At 66.3% G+C, this 19,280-nt stretch carries 19 protein-coding genes and 1 pseudogene; 7 read left to right on the top strand and 13 right to left on the bottom strand.

Going from position 1 to position 19,280, the window contains the following annotated elements; translation table 11 throughout:
* Positions 1-214: 214 nt before the first annotated feature.
* The 3 genes from EDC25_RS14695 to EDC25_RS07280 form a co-directional block, all read right to left on the bottom strand.
* A complete protein-coding gene (locus EDC25_RS14695; protein WP_165910884.1) occupies positions 215-358 on the bottom strand; it encodes a hypothetical protein in 144 nt (47 codons plus the stop codon).
* A 37-nt stretch (positions 359-395) separates the two neighbouring features.
* Entirely contained in the window at positions 396-1,013 is a 618-nt protein-coding gene (locus EDC25_RS07275; RefSeq protein ID WP_123520591.1) for a hypothetical protein, read from the bottom strand.
* 79 nt (positions 1,014-1,092) lie between these two features.
* Entirely contained in the window at positions 1,093-2,115 is a 1,023-nt protein-coding gene (locus tag EDC25_RS07280; protein WP_164483835.1) for a helix-turn-helix transcriptional regulator, read from the bottom strand.
* A 149-nt stretch (positions 2,116-2,264) separates the two neighbouring features.
* On the opposite strand from EDC25_RS07280, the gene EDC25_RS07285 reads away from it, so the two are divergent.
* The 4 genes from EDC25_RS07285 (at position 2,265) to EDC25_RS07300 (ending at position 4,997) form a co-directional block, all read left to right on the top strand.
* Positions 2,265-3,089, top strand: a complete 825-nt coding sequence (locus EDC25_RS07285) for an SIR2 family NAD-dependent protein deacylase (RefSeq protein WP_123520593.1) — start codon at positions 2,265-2,267, stop codon at positions 3,087-3,089.
* Positions 3,090-3,205: 116 nt separating this feature from the next.
* Positions 3,206-4,078, top strand: coding sequence for an RNA polymerase sigma factor RpoH (gene rpoH, locus EDC25_RS07290; protein ID WP_123520594.1), 873 nt, complete (start codon positions 3,206-3,208; stop codon positions 4,076-4,078).
* A gap of 329 nt (positions 4,079-4,407) precedes the next feature.
* The gene (locus EDC25_RS07295) at positions 4,408-4,590 is read left to right on the top strand and encodes a type II toxin-antitoxin system HicA family toxin (protein ID WP_123520595.1); all 183 of its coding nucleotides are present in this window, start codon (positions 4,408-4,410) and stop codon (positions 4,588-4,590) included.
* 23 nt (positions 4,591-4,613) lie between these two features.
* On the top strand, positions 4,614-4,997 hold the full coding sequence (locus tag EDC25_RS07300; RefSeq protein ID WP_123520596.1) for a type II toxin-antitoxin system HicB family antitoxin: 384 nt from the start codon (positions 4,614-4,616) through the stop codon (positions 4,995-4,997).
* 1,431 nt (positions 4,998-6,428) lie between these two features.
* Here the strand turns inward: EDC25_RS07300 and gspE are convergent.
* From gspE to EDC25_RS07320, 4 genes are all read right to left on the bottom strand, one after another.
* Positions 6,429-7,913: a type II secretion system ATPase GspE gene (gspE, locus tag EDC25_RS07305; protein WP_240639533.1), complete on the bottom strand. Its 1,485-nt coding sequence runs from the start codon at positions 7,911-7,913 to the stop codon at positions 6,429-6,431.
* Positions 7,903-9,960, bottom strand: a complete 2,058-nt coding sequence (gspD, locus tag EDC25_RS15010; RefSeq protein WP_164483836.1) for a type II secretion system secretin GspD — start codon at positions 9,958-9,960, stop codon at positions 7,903-7,905. Before gspD ends, gspE begins: the two co-directional genes overlap by 11 nt.
* Positions 9,960-10,826 carry a type II secretion system protein GspC gene (gene gspC / locus EDC25_RS07315; RefSeq protein WP_123520599.1) on the bottom strand — a complete coding sequence of 289 codons (867 nt, stop codon included), beginning with the start codon at positions 10,824-10,826 and terminating at the stop codon, positions 9,960-9,962. The genes gspD and gspC overlap by 1 nt, the downstream gene beginning before the upstream one ends.
* A 65-nt stretch (positions 10,827-10,891) precedes the next feature.
* A complete protein-coding gene (locus EDC25_RS07320; protein ID WP_132577377.1) occupies positions 10,892-12,640 on the bottom strand; it encodes a DEAD/DEAH box helicase in 1,749 nt (582 codons plus the stop codon).
* Between the two features lie 170 nt (positions 12,641-12,810).
* Here EDC25_RS07320 and trxA point away from each other — a divergent pair, with 170 nt between their 5' ends.
* The 3 genes and pseudogenes from trxA (at position 12,811) to EDC25_RS07335 (ending at position 15,010) form a co-directional block, all read left to right on the top strand.
* Positions 12,811-13,149, top strand: a complete 339-nt coding sequence (gene trxA / locus EDC25_RS07325) for a thioredoxin (RefSeq protein ID WP_123522628.1) — start codon at positions 12,811-12,813, stop codon at positions 13,147-13,149.
* A gap of 209 nt (positions 13,150-13,358) precedes the next feature.
* A pseudogene (gene rho, locus EDC25_RS07330) lies at positions 13,359-14,615 on the top strand (transcription termination factor Rho); the annotation flags it as partial.
* Between the two features lie 98 nt (positions 14,616-14,713).
* Positions 14,714-15,010 carry a DUF6916 family protein gene (locus tag EDC25_RS07335; RefSeq protein WP_123522626.1) on the top strand — a complete coding sequence of 99 codons (297 nt, stop codon included), beginning with the start codon at positions 14,714-14,716 and terminating at the stop codon, positions 15,008-15,010.
* Here EDC25_RS07335 and EDC25_RS07340 read toward each other — a convergent pair.
* The 6 genes from EDC25_RS07340 to EDC25_RS07365 form a co-directional block, all read right to left on the bottom strand.
* Positions 15,003-16,217: a glycosyltransferase gene (locus EDC25_RS07340; protein ID WP_123522625.1), complete on the bottom strand. Its 1,215-nt coding sequence runs from the start codon at positions 16,215-16,217 to the stop codon at positions 15,003-15,005. The genes EDC25_RS07335 and EDC25_RS07340 overlap by 8 nt on opposite strands.
* Before the next feature lie 27 nt (positions 16,218-16,244).
* A complete protein-coding gene (locus EDC25_RS07345) occupies positions 16,245-16,775 on the bottom strand; it encodes a hypothetical protein (RefSeq protein ID WP_132577378.1) in 531 nt (176 codons plus the stop codon).
* 111 nt (positions 16,776-16,886) lie between these two features.
* Entirely contained in the window at positions 16,887-17,471 is a 585-nt protein-coding gene (locus EDC25_RS07350) for a GNAT family N-acetyltransferase (RefSeq protein WP_164484104.1), read from the bottom strand.
* A 35-nt stretch (positions 17,472-17,506) separates the two neighbouring features.
* On the bottom strand, positions 17,507-18,025 hold the full coding sequence (locus EDC25_RS07355) for a phage tail protein (protein WP_123522622.1): 519 nt from the start codon (positions 18,023-18,025) through the stop codon (positions 17,507-17,509).
* A gap of 76 nt (positions 18,026-18,101) precedes the next feature.
* Positions 18,102-18,611: a phage tail protein gene (locus tag EDC25_RS07360; protein WP_123522621.1), complete on the bottom strand. Its 510-nt coding sequence runs from the start codon at positions 18,609-18,611 to the stop codon at positions 18,102-18,104.
* 15 nt (positions 18,612-18,626) lie between these two features.
* On the bottom strand, positions 18,627-19,133 hold the full coding sequence (locus tag EDC25_RS07365; protein WP_123522620.1) for a phage tail protein: 507 nt from the start codon (positions 19,131-19,133) through the stop codon (positions 18,627-18,629).
* Positions 19,134-19,280 lie beyond the last annotated feature (147 nt).

The raw sequence follows: 19,280 nt of genomic DNA on the forward strand, positions 1-19,280 counted from the left end.
CCTCTGTGGCGGTGGCACCGGCAGCCGGCCGTATTTCGGCGCCCGCCGTCGCAACCGCCGGAGCGCGCCAGGCAGCGCTGGAACGGCTCGCGAAACGCGCTGCGCATGCCCGGTCGGGATGCTGGGCGGAAAAAGCCGGGCCTGGTATCCGCCACCCAGGCCACGGAAAGACCCGCCACGTTGCAGAAGACCTCCAGGACAGCAGCCGATGCGTTCAGGCCTTCACTGCCCACCCCTCCGCCCCACTCGAGGTCCTCGGTTTCACTTCTTCGTCCAGCAGCCGCGCGCGGACAGCGAGGTCGTGCAGGTGGATGCCGATGACGTCGGCGCGCAGCGGTGGCGAGCGGCCCTTCGACATGAAACGCGATCGCCTCTGCCGGCCCGGCGCTTGCTGCTCATTCCGATGCCAGGACACCACGCATTCGGGCGGCGATCCCCCCCCCGACCAGGCCGATGCCGGCGGGGCGGTGCAGTTCGCGCAAGGGATGACCCCGACGGTCGAAGTGGATGGCCAGGTCCGGCCGGTAGTTGATGACGAAGCCGGTGACGCGCCCGAAGAAAGGAAGCTCGCCGGGGCATCGGGCCACTGCGTCGCGCAACATCGCCAGCGGCGTGCGGTCAACCGGATCGAACCGCAGCCGGGACACGAACCCGAAGGCGACAGCGAGGGTGATGCCGGAAGGCCGGCTCTGCGCGGTGCGCCAGACGACATGCGGCACGAAGTCGCGGGCAGCGCGCCGTGCCTCCCGATGGCGCTGGGCATCGACAACGGCATCCAGCTGCGCTGCGGAAATGCCAAGTCCGCGCGCCAGCGCCTCGCGGAAATCCTCGTAGTGCCGAAGGTCGCCATCGACCAGTGCCTGCAGGCGCCGCCGCCCCTTGTCCAGGTTCATCCAGCCGCAGCGGCGCGCCAGGGTGTTGCGATCACCGGCCGCATCGATGAGGCATTTCAGGCTGGCGCGATCGATCTGGGCGGAATGGATGCCATCACTGCGCTTTTCTGGAGAGTCCATGGCGACGTCCTTGCCGGAACGTCGCCATCATGCCTTTGCGACGCGTCAGAACAGGTCGCAGCCCCGGGAAACGTTGCGCTCATTCTTCGTAGCCGGCGAGGGCCTCGCGCAGGCATTCGCGCAGACCTCGTCGCAGTGCGGCGGGCGAACGCACGACGATCTGCGCGCCCTGCGAAAGCAGCCACCAGCGCAGCTGCCAGGTGTCGCGGACGGTTGCACGCAAGGTGAAACCGTCCTCTTCGGGCGTCGGCGTCAGCTTCATGTCCGCCGACATCGGCGTTTCCTGCAGGTGCCGCGCCAGATCCGGATGCACCCAGGCCTGCAACCGGATCACCGGCGTGGCGCCATCGCCGAACTCAAGCGCGCCACTGGCGACAAAGGCCTCCAGCGAGAAATCCTGCGGCACCCGGGAAGATTCTTCGGTGCGGCGCACGCTATCCATTCGATGCAGCGCGAGCAGGCGCGGATCCTGGTAGTCGCCAATCGTCGCCACCAGGTAGGACACCGCACCCCGCTGCACCAGCGCGAGCGGATGGACGCGCAGCGGGCGCGTTTCACCACCGGAGGCGGCGCTGCGATAGTCCATCAGCAATTGCCGGTCGGCGAACAGCGCCGCCTGCACCTGTTCCAGCACGCCTTCGCCGATGATCGGCGGTTGCAGCCCCAGGGCCGGCAGCGCGACATGGACCTTGTCCAGCCACCTTGCCGCGGCATTGCTGCCGGCGAGTTCCGCCAGCTTGCGTCCGGCCAGTTCAAACCGCGGCGCCAGCGCGCTGACGATGGAGGCCGGCAACAGGGGACGCAGGAATGCTTCCATCAGCTTCAGAGAGACCGCATCGCCGAGCTCGATGCCAGGCACATCCAGTTCGCTGCCGTCGGCCCAGCTCCAGCGATAAGGCTTGGCCGACTCATCGGCCAGCAACGGAAACAGCGCCGACAGGTTGTTGAGGTCGCGCTGGACCGTGCGCACGTCGACCGCGTAGCCGAGGCCTTCAAGGCGACTGGCCAACTCGGCCGGCGTCAACCCTGGCGGCCGCCGTGGAATGGACTTAAGCAATTCCCACTGCCGGCTGATGGCCTGGCGCGAGCTGGCGACTGGCATGGCGATCCTCCCTGACCGTCGGTCTGCGAATCCCCGTCCGGCGAGCCGGCCGGGCGTCAGCGCCAGTCTAGACGGCTTGCATTCCAGGGGCCACGCTAGCGGGCCGGCGCGCGTGACGATCATGCGCAGCGGAACGACAAGGATTCGCCATGTCAGCACGGACCGACCAGGACATCGCCATTCCGCTCGCACGCCGCATTGCCGGCGCGCCTCGGGTGGTCGCGCTGACAGGCGCCGGCATGTCCGCCGACAGCGGCGTGCCGACGTTTCGCGGCGGCCAGGACAGCCTGTGGTCGCAGTTCGATCCCATGCGGCTGGCCACGTCGGACGCCTTCGCCGCCGATCCCGACCTGGTCTGGGGCTGGTACGCATGGCGCATGGCGCTGGTTGCCCAGGCCCGCCCCAACGCAGGGCATCTGGCCCTGGCGGCCCTTGCAGACAGGCATCCGGAAGTCCGCGTCGTCACCCAGAACGTGGACGACCTGCATGAGCGCGCCGGCAGCGCCGACGTCGTGCACCTGCACGGCAGCCTGTTCCGGCCACGCTGCAGCGGATGCGCGGCCCCCTGCGAACACGATTGCTTCGATGCGACGCTGGCGACCCGGCCATCGTTGCGGCTCGCACCGCCACGCTGCCGTCGTTGCGAGGGCCGCATCCGCCCGGGCGTGGTGTGGTTCGGCGAATCGCTGCCGACGGCGGACTGGCAGACCGCGCAGGACCTGCTCGCTGGCGCCGGGGTGGTCCTCGTCATCGGCACGTCTGGCCAGGTCTATCCGGCGGCGGGCCTTGCCAGCCTGGCCCGCGAACACGGCGCCTTCGTCGCCGAGATCAATCCTGATGGCGGTGGACTGCCGGGCGGCGTCGATCTGGTCTGGCGGGCCACGGCCGCGACCGCCCTGCCAGCGCTGGTGGACCAGCTGGACGCGGGCGTCGGGGCAGCCCATACCCGGCTGAAAAAGGCGAACAGGACCTGACCCGGCAGGCCGATATCGATTTAAAGCGTTGATATTAAATGGAAAAGTGCCAGGCATTCAGGGGGAACTCAGGGGCTGATTAGCACTCTAAGCCCGCGACTGCTAAATTGGTCCGCATGAAGGAGACCTCCGTGACCCAAGCCCTGATAACCAACAACCTGCCCATCCCCAGTGCGGTCGGCAGCCTGGACGGCTATATCCACGCGGTCAACCAGGTTCCGATGCTGACGCCGGAGCAGGAACAGGCGCTGGCGCGCCGTTTCACCGAGGAACAGGATCTCGACGCGGCCCGTGAGCTGGTGCTCTCGCACCTGCGCTTCGTGGTCCATGTCGCGCGTGGCTACCTTGGCTACGGCCTGCCGATGGCCGACCTCGTGCAGGAAGGCAACATCGGCCTGATGAAGGCCGTGAAGCGCTTCGACCCGGATGTCGGCGTGCGCCTGGTGTCGTTCGCCGTGCACTGGATCAAGGCCGAGATCCACGAGTTCATCCTCAAGAACTGGCGCATCGTCAAGGTCGCCACGACCAAGGCGCAGCGCAAGCTTTTCTTCAACCTGCGCAAGGCGAAGAAGCGCCTGGGCTGGCTGACGCACGAGGAAGTGAACACGGTCGCCCGCGAACTGAACGTGACGCCGGCCGATGTGATGGAAATGGAGTCGCGCCTCAATGGTCGTGACATCGGTTTCGACGCACCGGACGATGGTGATGACGACGCACCGCCGGCACCGGTCGCCTACCTCGTCGACGAGTCGCAGGATCCGGAATCCGCCGCCATCAGCAGCGACCAGGATGACCGCGCCCTCAGCGCGCTGCACGAAGGCCTGGAGCGGCTCGACGCGCGCAGCAAGGACATCGTCGTGCGCCGCTGGCTCGCCGAGCCCAAGGCCACGCTGCAGGAACTGGCCGACGAGTACGGCGTCTCCGCCGAACGCGTGCGACAGATCGAAGCCGCCGCCATGAAGAAGATGCGGTCGCTGTTCGAAGCCTGATCCGCCCTGTTCAACGCAACACCACATGGCCCGGCACGTCCGGGCCATGTGCATTCTGCCGATCCCGTTCGGCACATGCGTCAACGCAATTCGGAGCGACGCGATTCCTCCCTGGTGTGCGTGCTCTTGTAGGCGGGTAGCTTGCTGCCCGCTGCGGCCGCCAGGCCGCTTTCCACCGCCACCCGAATGCAACCAGCAAGCCCGACAAATCAGCGTGCGCAGCAAGCAGGGAGCGGACAAGGTCCGGCTCAGCCCATCCGGATCTTGATCAGCCAGCCGGAGACCGGGCGGACTTGATTGTGTGTATTTGTGTGTATAGAATTGCCGGCGTGAACAGCGGCGAATTGATCAGGCGCATTCAGGCCGATGGATGGTTTCCTGTCCACACTGTCGGCTCCCATCGTCAATTCAAACATCCCGTGAAACCGGGCAAGGTCACCGTACCTCACCCGAAAAAGGACCTGCCACTGGCCACCGTGCGCAGCATCCTCAGGCAAGCCGGACTGCGTTGAATCAACGCAAGGAGACAGAACCCATGTTGTACCCGATCCATGTTCACAAGGACGAACACAGCGCCTACGGCGCCAGCTTCCCCGACTTTCCCGGATGTTTTGCAGCCGCCGACGAACTGCAAGCTCTGCCGCTTGCCGCCCAGGAAGCGGTTGAAGCCCATTTCGGCGCCGACAGCGATCCGGTTCCGGCACCCAGTTCGCCGGACCGCTGGACGCACAACGACGACTATTCGGATGGATTCTGGATGCTGGTCGACATCGATCTGCGTCGCATCCGGCCACGGGCCGTTCGTTTGAACATCAGCCTGCCGGAAGACTTGCTGACGCGGATCGACGAAGCCGCCAAGGCACGCGGCGCCACCCGCAGCGGCTTCCTCGCCGAAGCGGCGCGACGGGCGATCCCGTAATCCCCGGATGATCCGTGTTCAACCAGCTTGCGGTATCGCCGGCGAGTGGGCCGGGGTTGCCCGCGATCCGCCTTTGGCGCGGCCATCTCGCAAAGAAGCACCGGCCGTGCCGGAGACAACGGTTTTCGAAAGCTGGCGGCGCAACGGCAAAGCCTCCGTCTTGTAGTGACATTCTTGAACCGTGCGCATCAAAGATATCAAGGGGATACGCGGTTAGCTGCAGAACTTGCGGTCCGCATGAACATCATGCCTGCCGGAAAACCTTCTGGCTTTAACATGGCCGCTACGACGACATTTATAAAATTCTTTTGCTATTAATAATCTATTCACAAACCCGCCAATTGCTTGGTCTATCCCAAATTACCTCTGGGCTCGGACTACCGGGGACAATGCCGTGAGCATCTGCTACAGAATTCACAAGGATTCGAATACGTGCGCGATCCTCACTAACGTCATCGACATAGCCGGTGAACGTGTATGGAGCAACGACTTTGCATATCCGCGTACCGCGAGATGTCAAAAGCGGGAGCTCCACGTCGAGCCTGACACGTTCCCTCTCAAGCCTTTCCTGTTCTACTTGCTCGATAAATGCCTGTCGTTGAGCGCGCTCACGCTCCCTTTTCATCGCGACGACACCCCCCGGAGTGGGTCTAACGCATAACACTTCGGCCCATGAGTGCCCAATTACTCCCCACCCACTTTTCCCACCGTATCTTCCGGATGAAAGATTATATTTTGCCGCATGATTCCATCGACGTGTTCCGTATGACACCCTGGTCTCATCCGCCCAAATCTCGTCCCATCCAATATTAAAATGACCCGGAACTACGCACGTCCTTCTCCCCCTACATGGAACCCTACTATCACCCGCACCCACGTATAACTCGGAAAGCTGATCAACGGACGGCAACTCCCAACCACCACCTTCCAGCGTCAATCGAGCACAATAATTACGGGCCAGGTTCCAGTTCTTATGATCGAACGCGCCAATCCTATACGTCCCGTTCTGTGTCCACTGCAGCCCAGACAAAACATCTTCCACAACACCTGAAGCGGCCAGCTGCCACCGGTCACGGTCCTGCGCCATCGCCCCGCCCACCATGAGTGAAAATAACGCCATAACTCCACCTAAAATGCATCTGCCCATACCGCTCTCCTAAGGCAACTCTGATTGGCCGCAGCTGTACCCGCCAGTTGTTGACGCGAGTGTGTGCGATGACGCCATCATAGATAAATTTGGTTATGAATGCGGGTTTCGAGAAGTACTGCACGACCATTCGCAATGTCCTTCTTCCGGCGAGAACGGACGAGGTGGCGCTTCGGAATCAACTTCTCAATGTCGACGCACCTAGCCCAAGCCGCGCGCCCATGTCGACCGTCAATCGATTGGTGTGGATGTTACGGACCCACATTATAAGTCTCTTATAGAACTCACCCTTCGCGGGTGACGCGGAGGACTTCCTCGACGCTGGTCTGGCCGGTGATGCACTTGGCCCAGCCGTCGGCGAGGATGCTCGGCGTGCGGGTGCGGGCCTGGCGGTCGAGGTCGGCCTCGGCGGCGTTGTCGTGGATGAGGCCGCGCATGGCCTCGTCGATGACGACAAGCTCGTGGATACCGCTGCGGCCGCGATAGCCGGGCAGGCCTTCGCGCGGACGGTAGAGCGTCGGCCTCGGATCGACGGGCGCGATGCCGAAAGCGGCGAAGTCGGCGGCGCTGGCGGTATAGGCGTCACGCTGCGCGGGATCGAGCAGGCGCACCAGGCGCTGCGCGAGGACGCCGAGCAGGCTGGAGGCGAGCAGGAAGGGTTCGACGCCCATGTCACGCAGACGGGTCACTGCACCGACCGCCGTGTTGGTGTGCAGCGTCGACAGCACGAGATGACCGGTGAGCGAGGCCTGCACGGCGATCTGCGCCGTTTCCAGGTCGCGGATTTCGCCGACCATGACCACGTCCGGGTCCTGGCGCAGGATGGCGCGCAGTCCGCGCGCGAAGCTCATGTCGATCTTCGGGTTGACCTGGGTCTGGCCGATGCCCTCGATGTCGTACTCGATCGGATCCTCGACGGTGAGGATGTTGCGGCTGGCGTCGTTGAGACGTTCCAGCGCGGCGTACAGCGTGGTGGTCTTGCCGGAGCCGGTAGGACCGGTGACCAGCAGGATGCCGTGCGGGCGATGGATCAGCGCGTCGATGCCTTCGCGCACGGCCTGCACCATGCCGAGCTGTTCGAGGTCGAGGCGTCCGGCCTGCTTGTCGAGCAGTCGAAGCACGACGCGTTCGCCGTGGCCGGACGGCAGCGTCGAGACGCGCACGTCGACCGGGCGGCCGGCGATGCGCAGGGCGATGCGACCATCCTGTGGCAGGCGCTTCTCGGCGATGTCCAGGCGCGCCATGACCTTGACGCGCGAGGCCAGTGCCGGCGCCCAGCCGCGCGCCAGGCTCAGCACTTCGCGCAGCACGCCATCGACGCGCAGGCGCACGGCGACACGCTGTTCGAAGGGTTCGACATGGATGTCGGAGGCGTTTTCCTTCACCGCCTGCGTGAGCAGCGCGTTGAGCAGGCGGATGACCGGCGCCTCGTCGGCGCTTTCCAGCAGGTCTTCGGGTTCCGGCAGCGCTTCGGCCAGCGTACTCAGCGAGGCGTCCTCGCCGGCCATGGATGCGGCTTCCTGGTTGGCGTCACCGGCGGCGTAGACCTGCCTCAGGTGGCGCTCGAAGTCGGCTTCGGAACACGGCTCCAGTTGCAGCGGCGCGGCATAGGCGCGCTGCAGTTCCGCCAGTGTCGCCAGCGTCACGCCGGGCTTGTGCGCGATCTGCACGCGACCGTCGACCAGTCCCAGCGGCACGACGCCGTGCCGCCGCGCGAAGGCGTACGGCGGGCGGTTGAAGCCAGGCGCGCTGTGCGGATCAGCGGCCACGGCGACGACGTTTGCCCTCGGCAGCCGGTTCCGGCGCCGGCAGCGGCATCGGTGCGGCGACGCCCGGACCCGGCACCGCTTCCAGTTCCGGCAGCACCGGCTTCTCTTCCGGTTGCAGCAGGCCATCGGCCTGGTCACGCATGCGCAGCTGTTCACCGCGGATGTAGTTGTAGCGGTTGCCGGAGATCGCCGTCTCGGCATGGCCGTCGCGCAGGATCACCGGGCGCAGGAACACCATCAGGTTGCGCCGGATGCGATTGGAGCTGCGGTACTTGAACAGGTTGCCGAGCACCGGGATGCGACCCAGGCCGGGCACCATGTTGACGCGCTCGTTCTGGTCCTCGGTGACCAGGCCACCCAGCACCAGCATCTGGCCGTCGCCGACCAGAACGGTGGTCTTGAGGATGCGCTGGTTGGTGATCAGGTCGGCGGCGCCCTGCACCTGCGGCGCCAGGCTGGAGACTTCCTGCTCCAGCGTCAGCACCACGGCATCGCCCTCGTTGATCTGCGGCGTCACCTTCAACTTCAGTCCGATGCTCTTGCGCTCCAGCGTGCGGAACGGATTGACCAGCGTGTTGCTGCTGCCCGTCGTGCTGCCGCTGGCGACCGGCGTGGTGAACTCACCCTGGATGAAAGGGACTTCCTGGCCGACTTCCAGCACCGCTTCCTGGTTGTCCAGCGTGACGATGGAGGGCGTCGAGAGGATGTTGGTGCCGGTGTCGGCGTTGAGCGCGCGGACCAGTGCGCCCATGTTGAGGATGGTGATGTCGCGTCCGTTCGGACCGGGCACGGTGATGGTGCCGTCCAGCCAGCCCAGGTTGAGTCCGCCGGGCAGGCTGAAGGGATCGGCCAGCGCGCCGATGATGTTGCCGCCGTTGGGTCCGGTGAAGTTGGTGCCGCCGAACACGCCGCGACCGATCTGGTCGTCGCCGGGCACGGCCTGCCACTGGATGCCGAATTCCTTGGCCTTTTCCTCGGCGACCTCGGCGATCACGGCTTCGATCAGCACCTGGGCACGGCGGATGTCGAGCTGGCGGATCACCGAACGCAGCGAATCCATCACCGCCGAGGGCGCCGAGATGACCAGGGAGTTGGTGGATTCGTGCGCCTGGATCGACGTCGCGGACACGGCGTTCTCACCGCCCTCGGTGCCTTCCAGCGACTTCGCCAGCGAGCTGAGCACCGGCACCAGGTCGGCGGCCGCGGCGTAGTGCAGGTACACGACCTGCGTGGTGTCGCCGGATTCCAGCGGCGTATCCAGGTGCGCGATCAGCGTACGCAGGTGCAGGCGGCCGCGACGGTCGCCGCTGAGCAGCAGCGAATTGGTGCGGCCGTCGGCGACCAGTCGCGGACCGCGATCACCGGACACCGTGCCCAGCGTGCGCGCGAGCTCGGTGGCATTGGCGTGGCGCAGCGCGATCACCTCGACCTGTTCGTCGGTGGCGGTGTCGATGCGGCGCAGCAGCCGTTCGATGCGGTCGATGTTGCCGGCACGGTCGGCGACGACGATGGCGTTGCTGCCTTCATGAACCGAGACCTGGGCCGCCTGCGGCAGCAACGGCTTAAGGAGCTCCGCCAGTTCGCGCGCCGAGACGTTGTTGACCACCAGCACGCGGGTGACGATGGTATTGCTGTCGGTGCTGCCCGCCACTTCCGGCGGCGAGTCGAACTGCCGCGCGATGGCATCGGGGACGATGCGGATCAGCTTGCCGTTCGGCACCGCGGCATAGCCGTTGATGCGCAGCACCGACAGGAAGGTGTGGTAGACATCCTCGGGCGTCATCGGCTCACTGGTGATGACGGTGACCTTGCCTTCGACGCGCGGATCGACGATGAAGTTCTTGCCGGTGATCTCCGCCACCGTCGCGATGAGCACGTTGATGTCGGCATTCTTGAGGTTGAGCACCTGGCGGCCATCGGCGGTCGCCGTCGCCGTCGCGGTGCCGTCGGGCACGGGCTCCTGCGCGCTGGCCGGGGCGATTCCCAGAGCCAGCGACAGCAGCACTGCCGCGGCGGCTCCACTCAGTATCGTTGCAGGCAGACGCATCATTTCAGGCTCACATCCAGGGTTTCTTCACGTCCGTTGCGGCGCACGGTGACGGATACACGGTCGGCATCGCGCACCGCATCGATCACCTGCCGCGCGCGGCCGACGTCCTTCACGGAAATGCCGTTGACGGCGGTCACGACGTCGTCCGGGCGCAGGCCGACGCGGGCCAGCAGCTGCGACTGCGCACCACCCAGGCGCATGCCGACGACGGCGCCGTTCTCGATGACGGGCAGCACGTTGATATGCCGCGCAAGCTCCGCCGGGTCGGCCTGCGCCTGGCGCTGCACGGCCTGCCAGTCCACGCTTTCAAGGCCGGCGATGTTGACCGGCGCGACCGGCTGTCCGGGCTGCACCGGCGACGACTGCAGGCGCGCGCCACCATCGTTGGCCAGCTCGCGCGGGAGCCGCAGGGTTTCGTCGCGGCCATTGCTAACCAGCAGGACGTGGTCGATGTAGACGCCTTTCAGGCGGGCGCCGCCGGGCAGCACGTCGCCCGCCTTGTAGGCGGCCTGCGTGCCGCTGCCATCGGCGATCAGGGCGATGCCGGCCGCAGGATCGTTGTCGGCCAGGATGCCGGTGAGCCGCAGGTCCAGCGTCGTCTCAGGCGCCGTTGCCGCATTGCGCAGGTCCGGGCTGGACATCGCGCTGCCGAACAGATGCCACTGCGCCAGCGTCGGCGCCGACTGCGCGGCGAGCGGATCGAACAGCGCTGGCGCGGGGCCGGTTGACGCCGGCGCATCACCGGCGGCGAGCACCGTCATCAGCAGGCGCAGGCCAAGCCACAGGCACAACGCACCCGCTACGGCCACCGCCAGCGACGGCAGCCAACGCGGGTACTCAATGCTGTGTGCGCCTGCGCGCATCGCCTGCCCTCCGGAAACCGCGCAAGCCTAGCAGAAAGCGGCCTGCGCTCCGTGGCTGTTCCGGCTCAGCGCCGGAACAGATTGCGGATGCGACGGACCAGGCTCTTCAGGCCGGATTCCTTGCGATGCACCTGCTCGTGATCGCGCTGCGCCGGTTTCGGACGCGAGTCGTGGCGACCGCGCGGCGAGACATCGACGGCGCCCGCCCTGCCCTCGCGCGTACCCGGTTCCGGCGTGGCTGCCGCATCGCCATCGCGGCGGCGGTTGCGACCCCCACGACGGCGGCGCTTCTTCTTCGCGTCGCCACCGGCTGGCGGCGCGCCTTCGGCAACCGGCCCGGCGCCGGCCACCGCGACATCGGCCTGCTCGCCGGCCGGCTTGTCGGCGTCGCGACGCGGGCGGCGTCCGCCCTCGCCGTCGCGGCGTTCGCCGCGACCTGCGCCGCTTTCACCGCTGCGCCCGCCACGACCACCGCTGCGGCCACCTGCACTGCTACGGCCACCTGCGCCGCTGCGGCCACGACCATCGCGACCACCTCCTTCGCGCTGCGGGCGCGGCGGTCGGTCGTGGGCGGCGCTGTCGGCGTCGGCGTCGTCTTCCTCGGTCGGCTGGCCCGGCAACGATTCCCGCGGCGGCGGCGTCGGCATGACCAGCCAGGCCGGATCGATGTCACCACGCGGGATCGACTGGCCGATATAGGCCTCGATGTCCGGCAGCGAGATGGCGTAGGTTTCACAGGCGAAGCTGATCGCGTCGCCCTCGGCGCCCAGGCGCGCGGTACGGCCGATGCGGTGGACGTAATCCTCGGCGTCCTGCGGCAGGTCGAAGTTGATGACGTGGCTGACCGCAGGGATGTGCAGGCCGCGCGCGGCCACGTCGGTGGCGACGACCAGGTCGATCTCGCCGGCCTGGAAGCGGCGCAGCAGGCTCTCGCGCTTCTTCTGCGGCACGTCGCCGGACAGCGCGCCGACGCGGTAGCCATAGCGCTTCAGCCATTCGGTGACGCGTTCGACCCAGTGCCGGGTGTTGATGAAGATGATGCCGCGCTCGACGTTGTTGGCCTTGAGCAGGTTCAGCAGCAGCGCCTTCTTTTCGTCGCTGGCCGGGAAATAGACGATCTGGCGCACGCGGTCGGCGGTGACGTTGTCCGTTTCCACCTTCAGTTCCACCGGGCTGTTCATGTGCTCGTAGGCCAGCTCGCGGACACGGTGGCTGAGCGTCGCCGAATACAGCAGGCCCTGGCGGCGCTCGCGCTCCGGCAGGCGGCGCATGATGTAGCGGATGTCCTTGATGAACCCGAGGTCGAACATGCGGTCCGCCTCGTCGATCACCAGCACCTCGATGCCGCGGAAATCGACGGCGCCCTGCTTGTAATAGTCGATCAGGCGGCCGGGCGTGGCGATGAGCACGTCGATGCCCTTCTCCAGCACGGCGCGCTGCTTGTCGTAATCGGTGCCGCCGTAGGCCAGCGCCATGCGCAGGCCGGTGTTGCGACCGATGTTCATGGCGTCCTTGTGGATCTGGATCGCCAGTTCGCGGGTCGGCGCCAGCACGAGCGCGCGCGGGTCACCGGTGCGGCGCTCGGTCAGGGCTTCGCGGGTGAGCAGTCGCTGGAAGGTCGCGACCAGGAAGGCGCCGGTCTTGCCGGTGCCGGTCTGCGCCTGTCCGGCGACATCGACGCCCTTGAGGGCCTCGGGAAGGGTGAGCGCCTGGATCGGCGTGCAGCGGGTGAAGCCGGTGGCTTCAAGACCGGACAGCAAGTCCGGATGCAGGTCGAAACTCGCGAAGAATACGTCGGTGAGTGGTTGTTGCATGAAGGTCTCCGGTGCCATGTGCGGCACCGATGGTGGGCGGCATTCTTGAATTGCCGGGAGGGCGGCCCCACAATCTTCGGGACCCGTGGCGCGCCGGAATGCGCGTCCAATCGCGCGAAATGTTAACGCAAATGGCGCCACAGCGCGCGCCGCCAGCAGGAGCACCCCTCATGAGTGAACACATCGTCCACGTCGGCGACGACGATTTCCAGGACAAGGTCCTGAACGCCGCCGAGCCGGTCCTGGTGGACTTCTGGGCCGAGTGGTGCGGCCCCTGCAAGGCCATCGCGCCATTGCTGGACGAGCTGGCGAGCGAATACGCCGGCCGCCTGAAGGTCGCCAAGGTGAACATCGAGCAGGCGCAGCGCACACCGCTGAGCTATGGCGTGCGCAGCATTCCGACGCTGATCGTGTTCCGTGGCGGCAAGCCGCACGCGACCCAGATCGGCCTGGCTGCCGGCAACGCCCGTGCCGCGCTGCGCCAGTTCGTCGACAAGGCCATCGCCTGAGTCAGCGACCTCGGGGCGCCGTCACGCGCGCCGCGACCGTGAATCCGCCGCCCGGCCAATACTGGACACGGGCGGCCCGGACGGGTAAGTTATCCGTCCGATGGCCGTCATCCCGGCCATTCGACCTCTGAGTCTCCTGCCGCGCCGTTCCGGCCGTGGCCTTTCCCGAACTCGATCATCGTGCCCCGCTGCGGGCGACGAGTGCTTGCATGAATCTGACCGAAATCAAGAGAAAATCGCCAGCCGAGCTGGTCGCCTGGGCTGAAGAGCTGGGCATCGAAGGCGTCGCCCGCGCACGCAAGAACGACGTCATCTTCGCGCTGCTGAAGCATCTGGCGAAGACCGACGAAGGCATCGACGCCGAAGGCGTGCTCGAGATCCTGCCCGACGGTTTCGGATTCCTGCGCGGCGCCGACGCCAGCTACCTGGCCGGGCCGGACGACGTCTACGTGTCGCCGAGCCAGATCCGCCGCTTCAACCTGCGCACCGGCGACTACATCCGCGGCAAGGTGCGCAGCCCGAAGGAAGGCGAGCGCTACTTCGCGCTGCTGAAAGTCGACGACATCAACGACGAGAAGCCGGAAGCGACCAAGAACAAGGTCCTGTTCGAGAACCTGACGCCGCTGTTCCCGCGTCAGCGTTTCGTGCTGGAGCGCGGCAACGGCTCGACCGAGGACATCACCGGCCGCATCCTCGACCTGTTCGCACCCATCGGAAAGGGCCAGCGTGGCCTGATCGTCTCGCCGCCGAAGGCCGGCAAGACGATGATGATGCAGCAGATCGCCACCGCGATCACGACCAACCATCCCGATGTCCACATGATGGTGCTGCTCATCGACGAGCGCCCGGAAGAAGTCACCGAAATGCAGCGCACCGTCCGCGCCGAGGTGATTTCCTCCACCTTCGATGAACCCGCCACCCGCCACGTCCAGGTCGCCGAAATGGTGATCGAGCGTGCCAAGCGCCTGGTCGAGCACAAGAAGGACGTCGTCATCCTGCTCGACTCCATCACCCGCCTGGCGCGCGCCTACAACACCGTCGTGCCCAGCTCCGGCAAGGTGCTCACCGGTGGTGTCGACGCCAACGCCCTGCAGCGCCCGAAGCGTTTCTTCGGCGCCGCGCGCAACGTCGAGGAAGGCGGTTCGCTGACGATCATCGCGACGACGCTGGTCGACACCGGCTCGAAGATGGACGAGGTGATCTACGAGGAGTTCAAGGGCACCGGCAACATGGAAGTGCACCTGAACCGCCGCATCGCCGAGAAGCGCGTCTATCCGGCCATCGACATCAACCGCTCCGGCACCCGTCGCGAGGACCTGCTGATCGACGCCGACCTGCTGCAGAAGATCTGGATCCTGCGCAAGCTGGTGCATCCGATGGACGAAATCGCCGCCAGCGAATTCATCCTCGACAAGATGAAGACCACCAAGACCAACGAGGAATTCTTCGCCTCGATGCGTCGCTGATCCGCCGGATCAGCCTCCGGCGCCGCGCCTGCCAGGCCGGCGCCATGATGCAGCGCTTGCCGCTACACTTCCGTTTCCATACGGACCCGTGATGCGCCATGCCTGCCCTGCATGAACTGCCTGCCGAGGATTTCGAAGCCCTGGTCGACCAGACCGTGGTCCTTTCCTGGGACAGTGGCAGCCTCGACTGTCGCGTCGAAAGCGTCTGGCGCAGCCCCTATCCCACCGGCCGTGCGCTGCCGGGGTTTTCCGTCTTCCTGCGGGGTCCCGGCGACCGGCAACTGCGCCAGGGCGTCTACACCCTGAGCCACGCCAGCCTGGGCGAGCTGGACCTGTTCCTCACGCCGATCGCCCTCGACGCCGAGGGCATGCGCTACGAGATCGTCTTCAACTGAGCGACGGTCGCGGCGCCATGCCGCGCAGCAACGCCCGGGCGCTCGTCTCCCATCGCAGGTCCGCGCTCAGGCATCGCCCCAGGGCGGCCTCCGCCTTCTGCCGGTACAGCTGCGGATCGTCGTGCAGGTGCCGCAGCAGCAAGCCGGCCGCGTCCACGTCCACCTGTCCCAGGCGCAGCGGCGAGTAGTCGCTTACTGCCGGCCGAACCGGCAGAAGCAGCGCGGCATCGCCCCACAATTCGCGCAGCGCTGGATGGGCGGGCAGCAACTGCGGCGCACCGGTCGCGGCATGCTCGAAACTGACCAGCCCGAATCCTTCGCCCAGGCTGGTGTTGAGCCCGACCGCGCAGGCGTTGTACAGGCGGTCGAGATCTTCGTCGGCGATCGGTCCCGACTGCGGCGGCCACCACAGCACGCGGTCGGCGATTCCAAGGTTCCGGGCCTGCTCGCGCAGTGGCAGCACGAATTGCGGGAACGACCACGCCTGGTGCAGGCACAGGAAAACGTTGGCGGGCAGCCCGGCCGCGGCACGCGCGAACAGTTCAAGGCTGAGGTCGATGCGCTTGCGCGGATCCGGACGGCTGGCGTTGAGGACGACGAATGCCGGTTCCGGCAGGTCGAACAGCTGCTGCGCGCGCCGCATGCGGACATCGAGACCATGCCCGCACGCTGCCGGCTTGAACGCCGCCAGGTCGATGCCGTGCCCCGCCACTTCGACCGGGATGTCCAGATCGACCGCGGCCAGTGCACGCCGCAATTCGCCAACCGCATGTCGGGTGTAGGTGAACAGGCCCGCGAAACCGCGCAGCCCGGCAAGGATCGACGGATCGATGACGTCGCCGTCCAGCGGCATGTAGCCGTACAGCGGCGCGGACGGATCCACCGCCAGCAGTTCGCGCGGGTAGTGCTCCAGATACCAGGGATCGTTCAGCGCCAGCACAATGTCCGGGGCCAGCGACCGCCATGACTGGCGCGCGGCATAGGCACCCATCATGTCGCCGCCATTGGGATTGGTCGGCAACAGGCGCACGCCCTCGGCCAGCCGCTGCGGATCACCCCGGTAGCCAACGCCCATCCAGGTGACGCGGTATCGCTGTGCCAGCCATGGCAGCAGTGCCTGCAGCACGCGGGTGAAACCGGTGCCCGGCCGGTACCAGCCGAACAGCAGCAGGTGCGGCCGATCGCGGACGGGTCGGTTGTGCTCCATGCAAGGCACCGGCCCGTCCGGTCTCCCTCAGGCGTTGTCGATCTGGACCGGCGTGTACACCGTTTTGCCGCCGATGTTCATCGGCATCAGCTGCACGGTGAGGATGGGGCCGACCCCGGACAGGCCGACCTGGCTGGCTTCGAACCCGGGCTGGTTGGTATTGCCCAGGATGCCGACCAGGGCATAACCGAACGTGCCCAGCGAGCCGCAGTTGAACTGGAAGGCGATCTGCTCGATGCGACGCAGCTCGCGTCCGCCGCCGTTGACATCGAGGAACTGGAACAGGTCGCCTTGCGGCGGATTGTTAAGGCCGACGCCCAGGGTGGCCACGATCAGGAGGTAGTCCGGGGTGTTGAAGTTGCCGATGTCGGGTGCCTGTGACGGCGAGCCCTGCACCTGGTTGTACACCACCTGCAAGCTGCTGCGGTCGACCACCAGGATCCAGTACCCGCCCTTCTGGGACTGGGTGGTGACGTTGTTGCCGATCCCCACCTGGCCCCAGTAGTACTGGTTGTTGGGATTGGCGATGACTGAAAGCGGTACGGAGTTGTTGCTCATGGGATTGTCCTTGAAAGTTGCCATTGCAACACCGCGCACGGGCGCGGACCAGGGAGGCGATGTCCGGTGCGACGCGCCGTCCAGCCGGCACGTCACCACGGGTTCCCGGTTTCAGCCGGAACCGGTCGGGTCGGACGCGATCCCCGGGGGCGCGTCGCAACACATGAAGTGGTAGATCCCGCGCACCTCGCGCGTGACGAATCCCAGCCGCTGGTAAAGGCGCTGGGCCGGATTGAACGGTTCCACATGCAACGTCATGGGCAGCTTCAGCTGCCGGCTCCACGCCAGCAGGGCCGCCATCAGCCGTGTTCCCAACCCCTGTCCCCGCAACGCCGGCAGCAGGGTCACCTCCATCAGCCGGACCTCGTGTCGCGTGTGGTGCAGGTAGAGGCGGCCAACCGCGTCGCCCTCTCGCTCGATCACCAGGAAGGCTGCCCCCGGATAATGCTGGCGGTACTGCTCGCGCTGTGCGGAAAACTGCTGCTGGATGAAGGCCTGCTTCAACTCCTCCGGCCAGTCCACCTGCTGCAGCTCGGCCTCGCGCGTGGTCCTGTACAGGTCGCACAACCAGGGCACGTCCGCATCGGTCTCGGTGCGGTAAGTGATGCCTTCCGGAGCCGGAGGCCAGTACCCGGCCAGCAACGGCAGGTCTTCGCCCGCACCCTGGCCCGCACCACCTGCCGCTGTCGGATCCATGCCATCCATCACAGCTTTGCCGGTCCGTTCCGTGTTCAAGAGCGCGGCGGGAACACGCCCTGCAGGGCGATGCAGAAGTAGAGGGTCAGATACGGCTGCATGTTGTTGTGCGGCAGGCTGCCGCCAGTGGGCACGAGCGCCTGAGTCGCCATGGGTGCCACCGCCGTGGGCGCGCCGTACATGCCCAGGCCGATTCCCGTCGCGAACATCTCGTCGACCGGCGAGGTCGAGTTGCCATCGCCCGCGGACACCACGACCGCGTGACTGTGGGCAGGGATCTCCGACTCGATCAGCGTGACCGTTTCCTGGCCGCCCTGTTCGCCCAGGTTGCGATAGGTCAGCCCCGGACCCTGTCCCCAGTGCATCGGAGCCCGTCCCTGCAGGTCCGGCAGGGCGAAGTTCGATTGGCCGTTGCCGCCGTAGGTCGTGCCGAGCAGGGAGAACAGTGCGGTGTTCTGCGCCAGCGGCATCAGCTGACCGTCACACCATGCCCAGCCGCGTGGGGCGAAGTTGAAGGGGAATATCCGGATTTCGGCGACAAATGGATCAGCCATGGGAAAGCTCCTGGAAACCGTCAGTGGAATGCCGCGCGCCTGGCGCTGCGGCGTGGATCGAGGGTCCGCCCATCATTCATGTCGGCGACGGGAAGATGCCGAACAGCGAGATGATGAAGCTCACGCACAGGTAGGGCTGCATGTTCGTGTGCGGCTGACTGCCTCCAATCGGGCCGATCGTGGAAGGAACGAGGCTGGTCCGGGGATTGTCCTGGCCATACGGCGATATCGTCGCACCGGTGGCCTGTGCCGCGACCGCTCCTGCTGGCGACGTGGCTGTCGCGGCTGCGGCCTGGGCCAGCAGCGTGTGCGTATGCGCCGGAATCTGGTTCGTCGTCAGGGTGATGCTCTCGGCACCGCCGGTCTCGGCCAGGATGAAACTGTTGCCCTGGTGGATGGGAATGCGGCCGCGCAGGTCGGGCAATGCGAAAGTACTCTGGCCATCGCCGCCGTAAGTCGTGCCGATGAGCTGGAACAGGGTCTCGTTCTCGGAAATCGCCAGCAGCTGGCCTTCGCAGAACATCCAGCCCGCGGGTGCGAAGTTGCCCCCGAACATCCGGATTTCGCCAACGTAGGGTTGTGCCATGTCGGTGCTCCTCGGTCAGGTCGGCGAAGGGAAGATGCCCTGCAGGGCGATGGAGAAATTGAGGGTCAGGAACGGTTGCATGTTCAGGTGCGCCTGCGAGCCGCCCGTGGTGCCGATGGCGGCCGGCGACATGGGCTGGAGATTGGTCGGCGGACCATAGGCGTTTGAACCGGACGAAGCCGCGAGGCCCAGCGACGTGGTGGGCGTGTTCTCCGTCGCGGTGTCCTTGCTCGCCTGCACGACGTGTGCGTGCTGGGGAATTTCATTGATCGACAACGTATGCGCCTGCTCGCCACCCCGCTCGCCCAGTGTGTGGGCGGCACCGACGTGGATGGGCGTGCGGCCTCGCAGATCCGGCAGCGCGAAGTTCACCCGCCCATCACCACCGAACGTCGTGCCGAGCAGTGAGAACAGCGCCTGGTTCTGGTTGATCGGCAGCAACTGTCCGTTGCACAGCGCCCATCCCCGGGGCGCGAAGTTGAAGCTGAACAAACGGACTTCGGAAAGGAATGGTTCGGCCATGGCGTACTCCTTTTGGATCGCGTCGACGGAAGCCGCCGGGCCTGGACGTGTCAACGCGCCGGCGCGGCAGCCTGGTGTGTACGTCTGTTACTGCAAGCTTGTTGTCCCGATTCGCCTCCCCAAGGCATCACCTGTGCGGGCCTACCC

This window comes from Pseudofulvimonas gallinarii (genome assembly GCF_004343305.1).
GTDB classification, from domain to species: domain Bacteria; phylum Pseudomonadota; class Gammaproteobacteria; order Xanthomonadales; family UBA2363; genus Pseudofulvimonas; species Pseudofulvimonas gallinarii.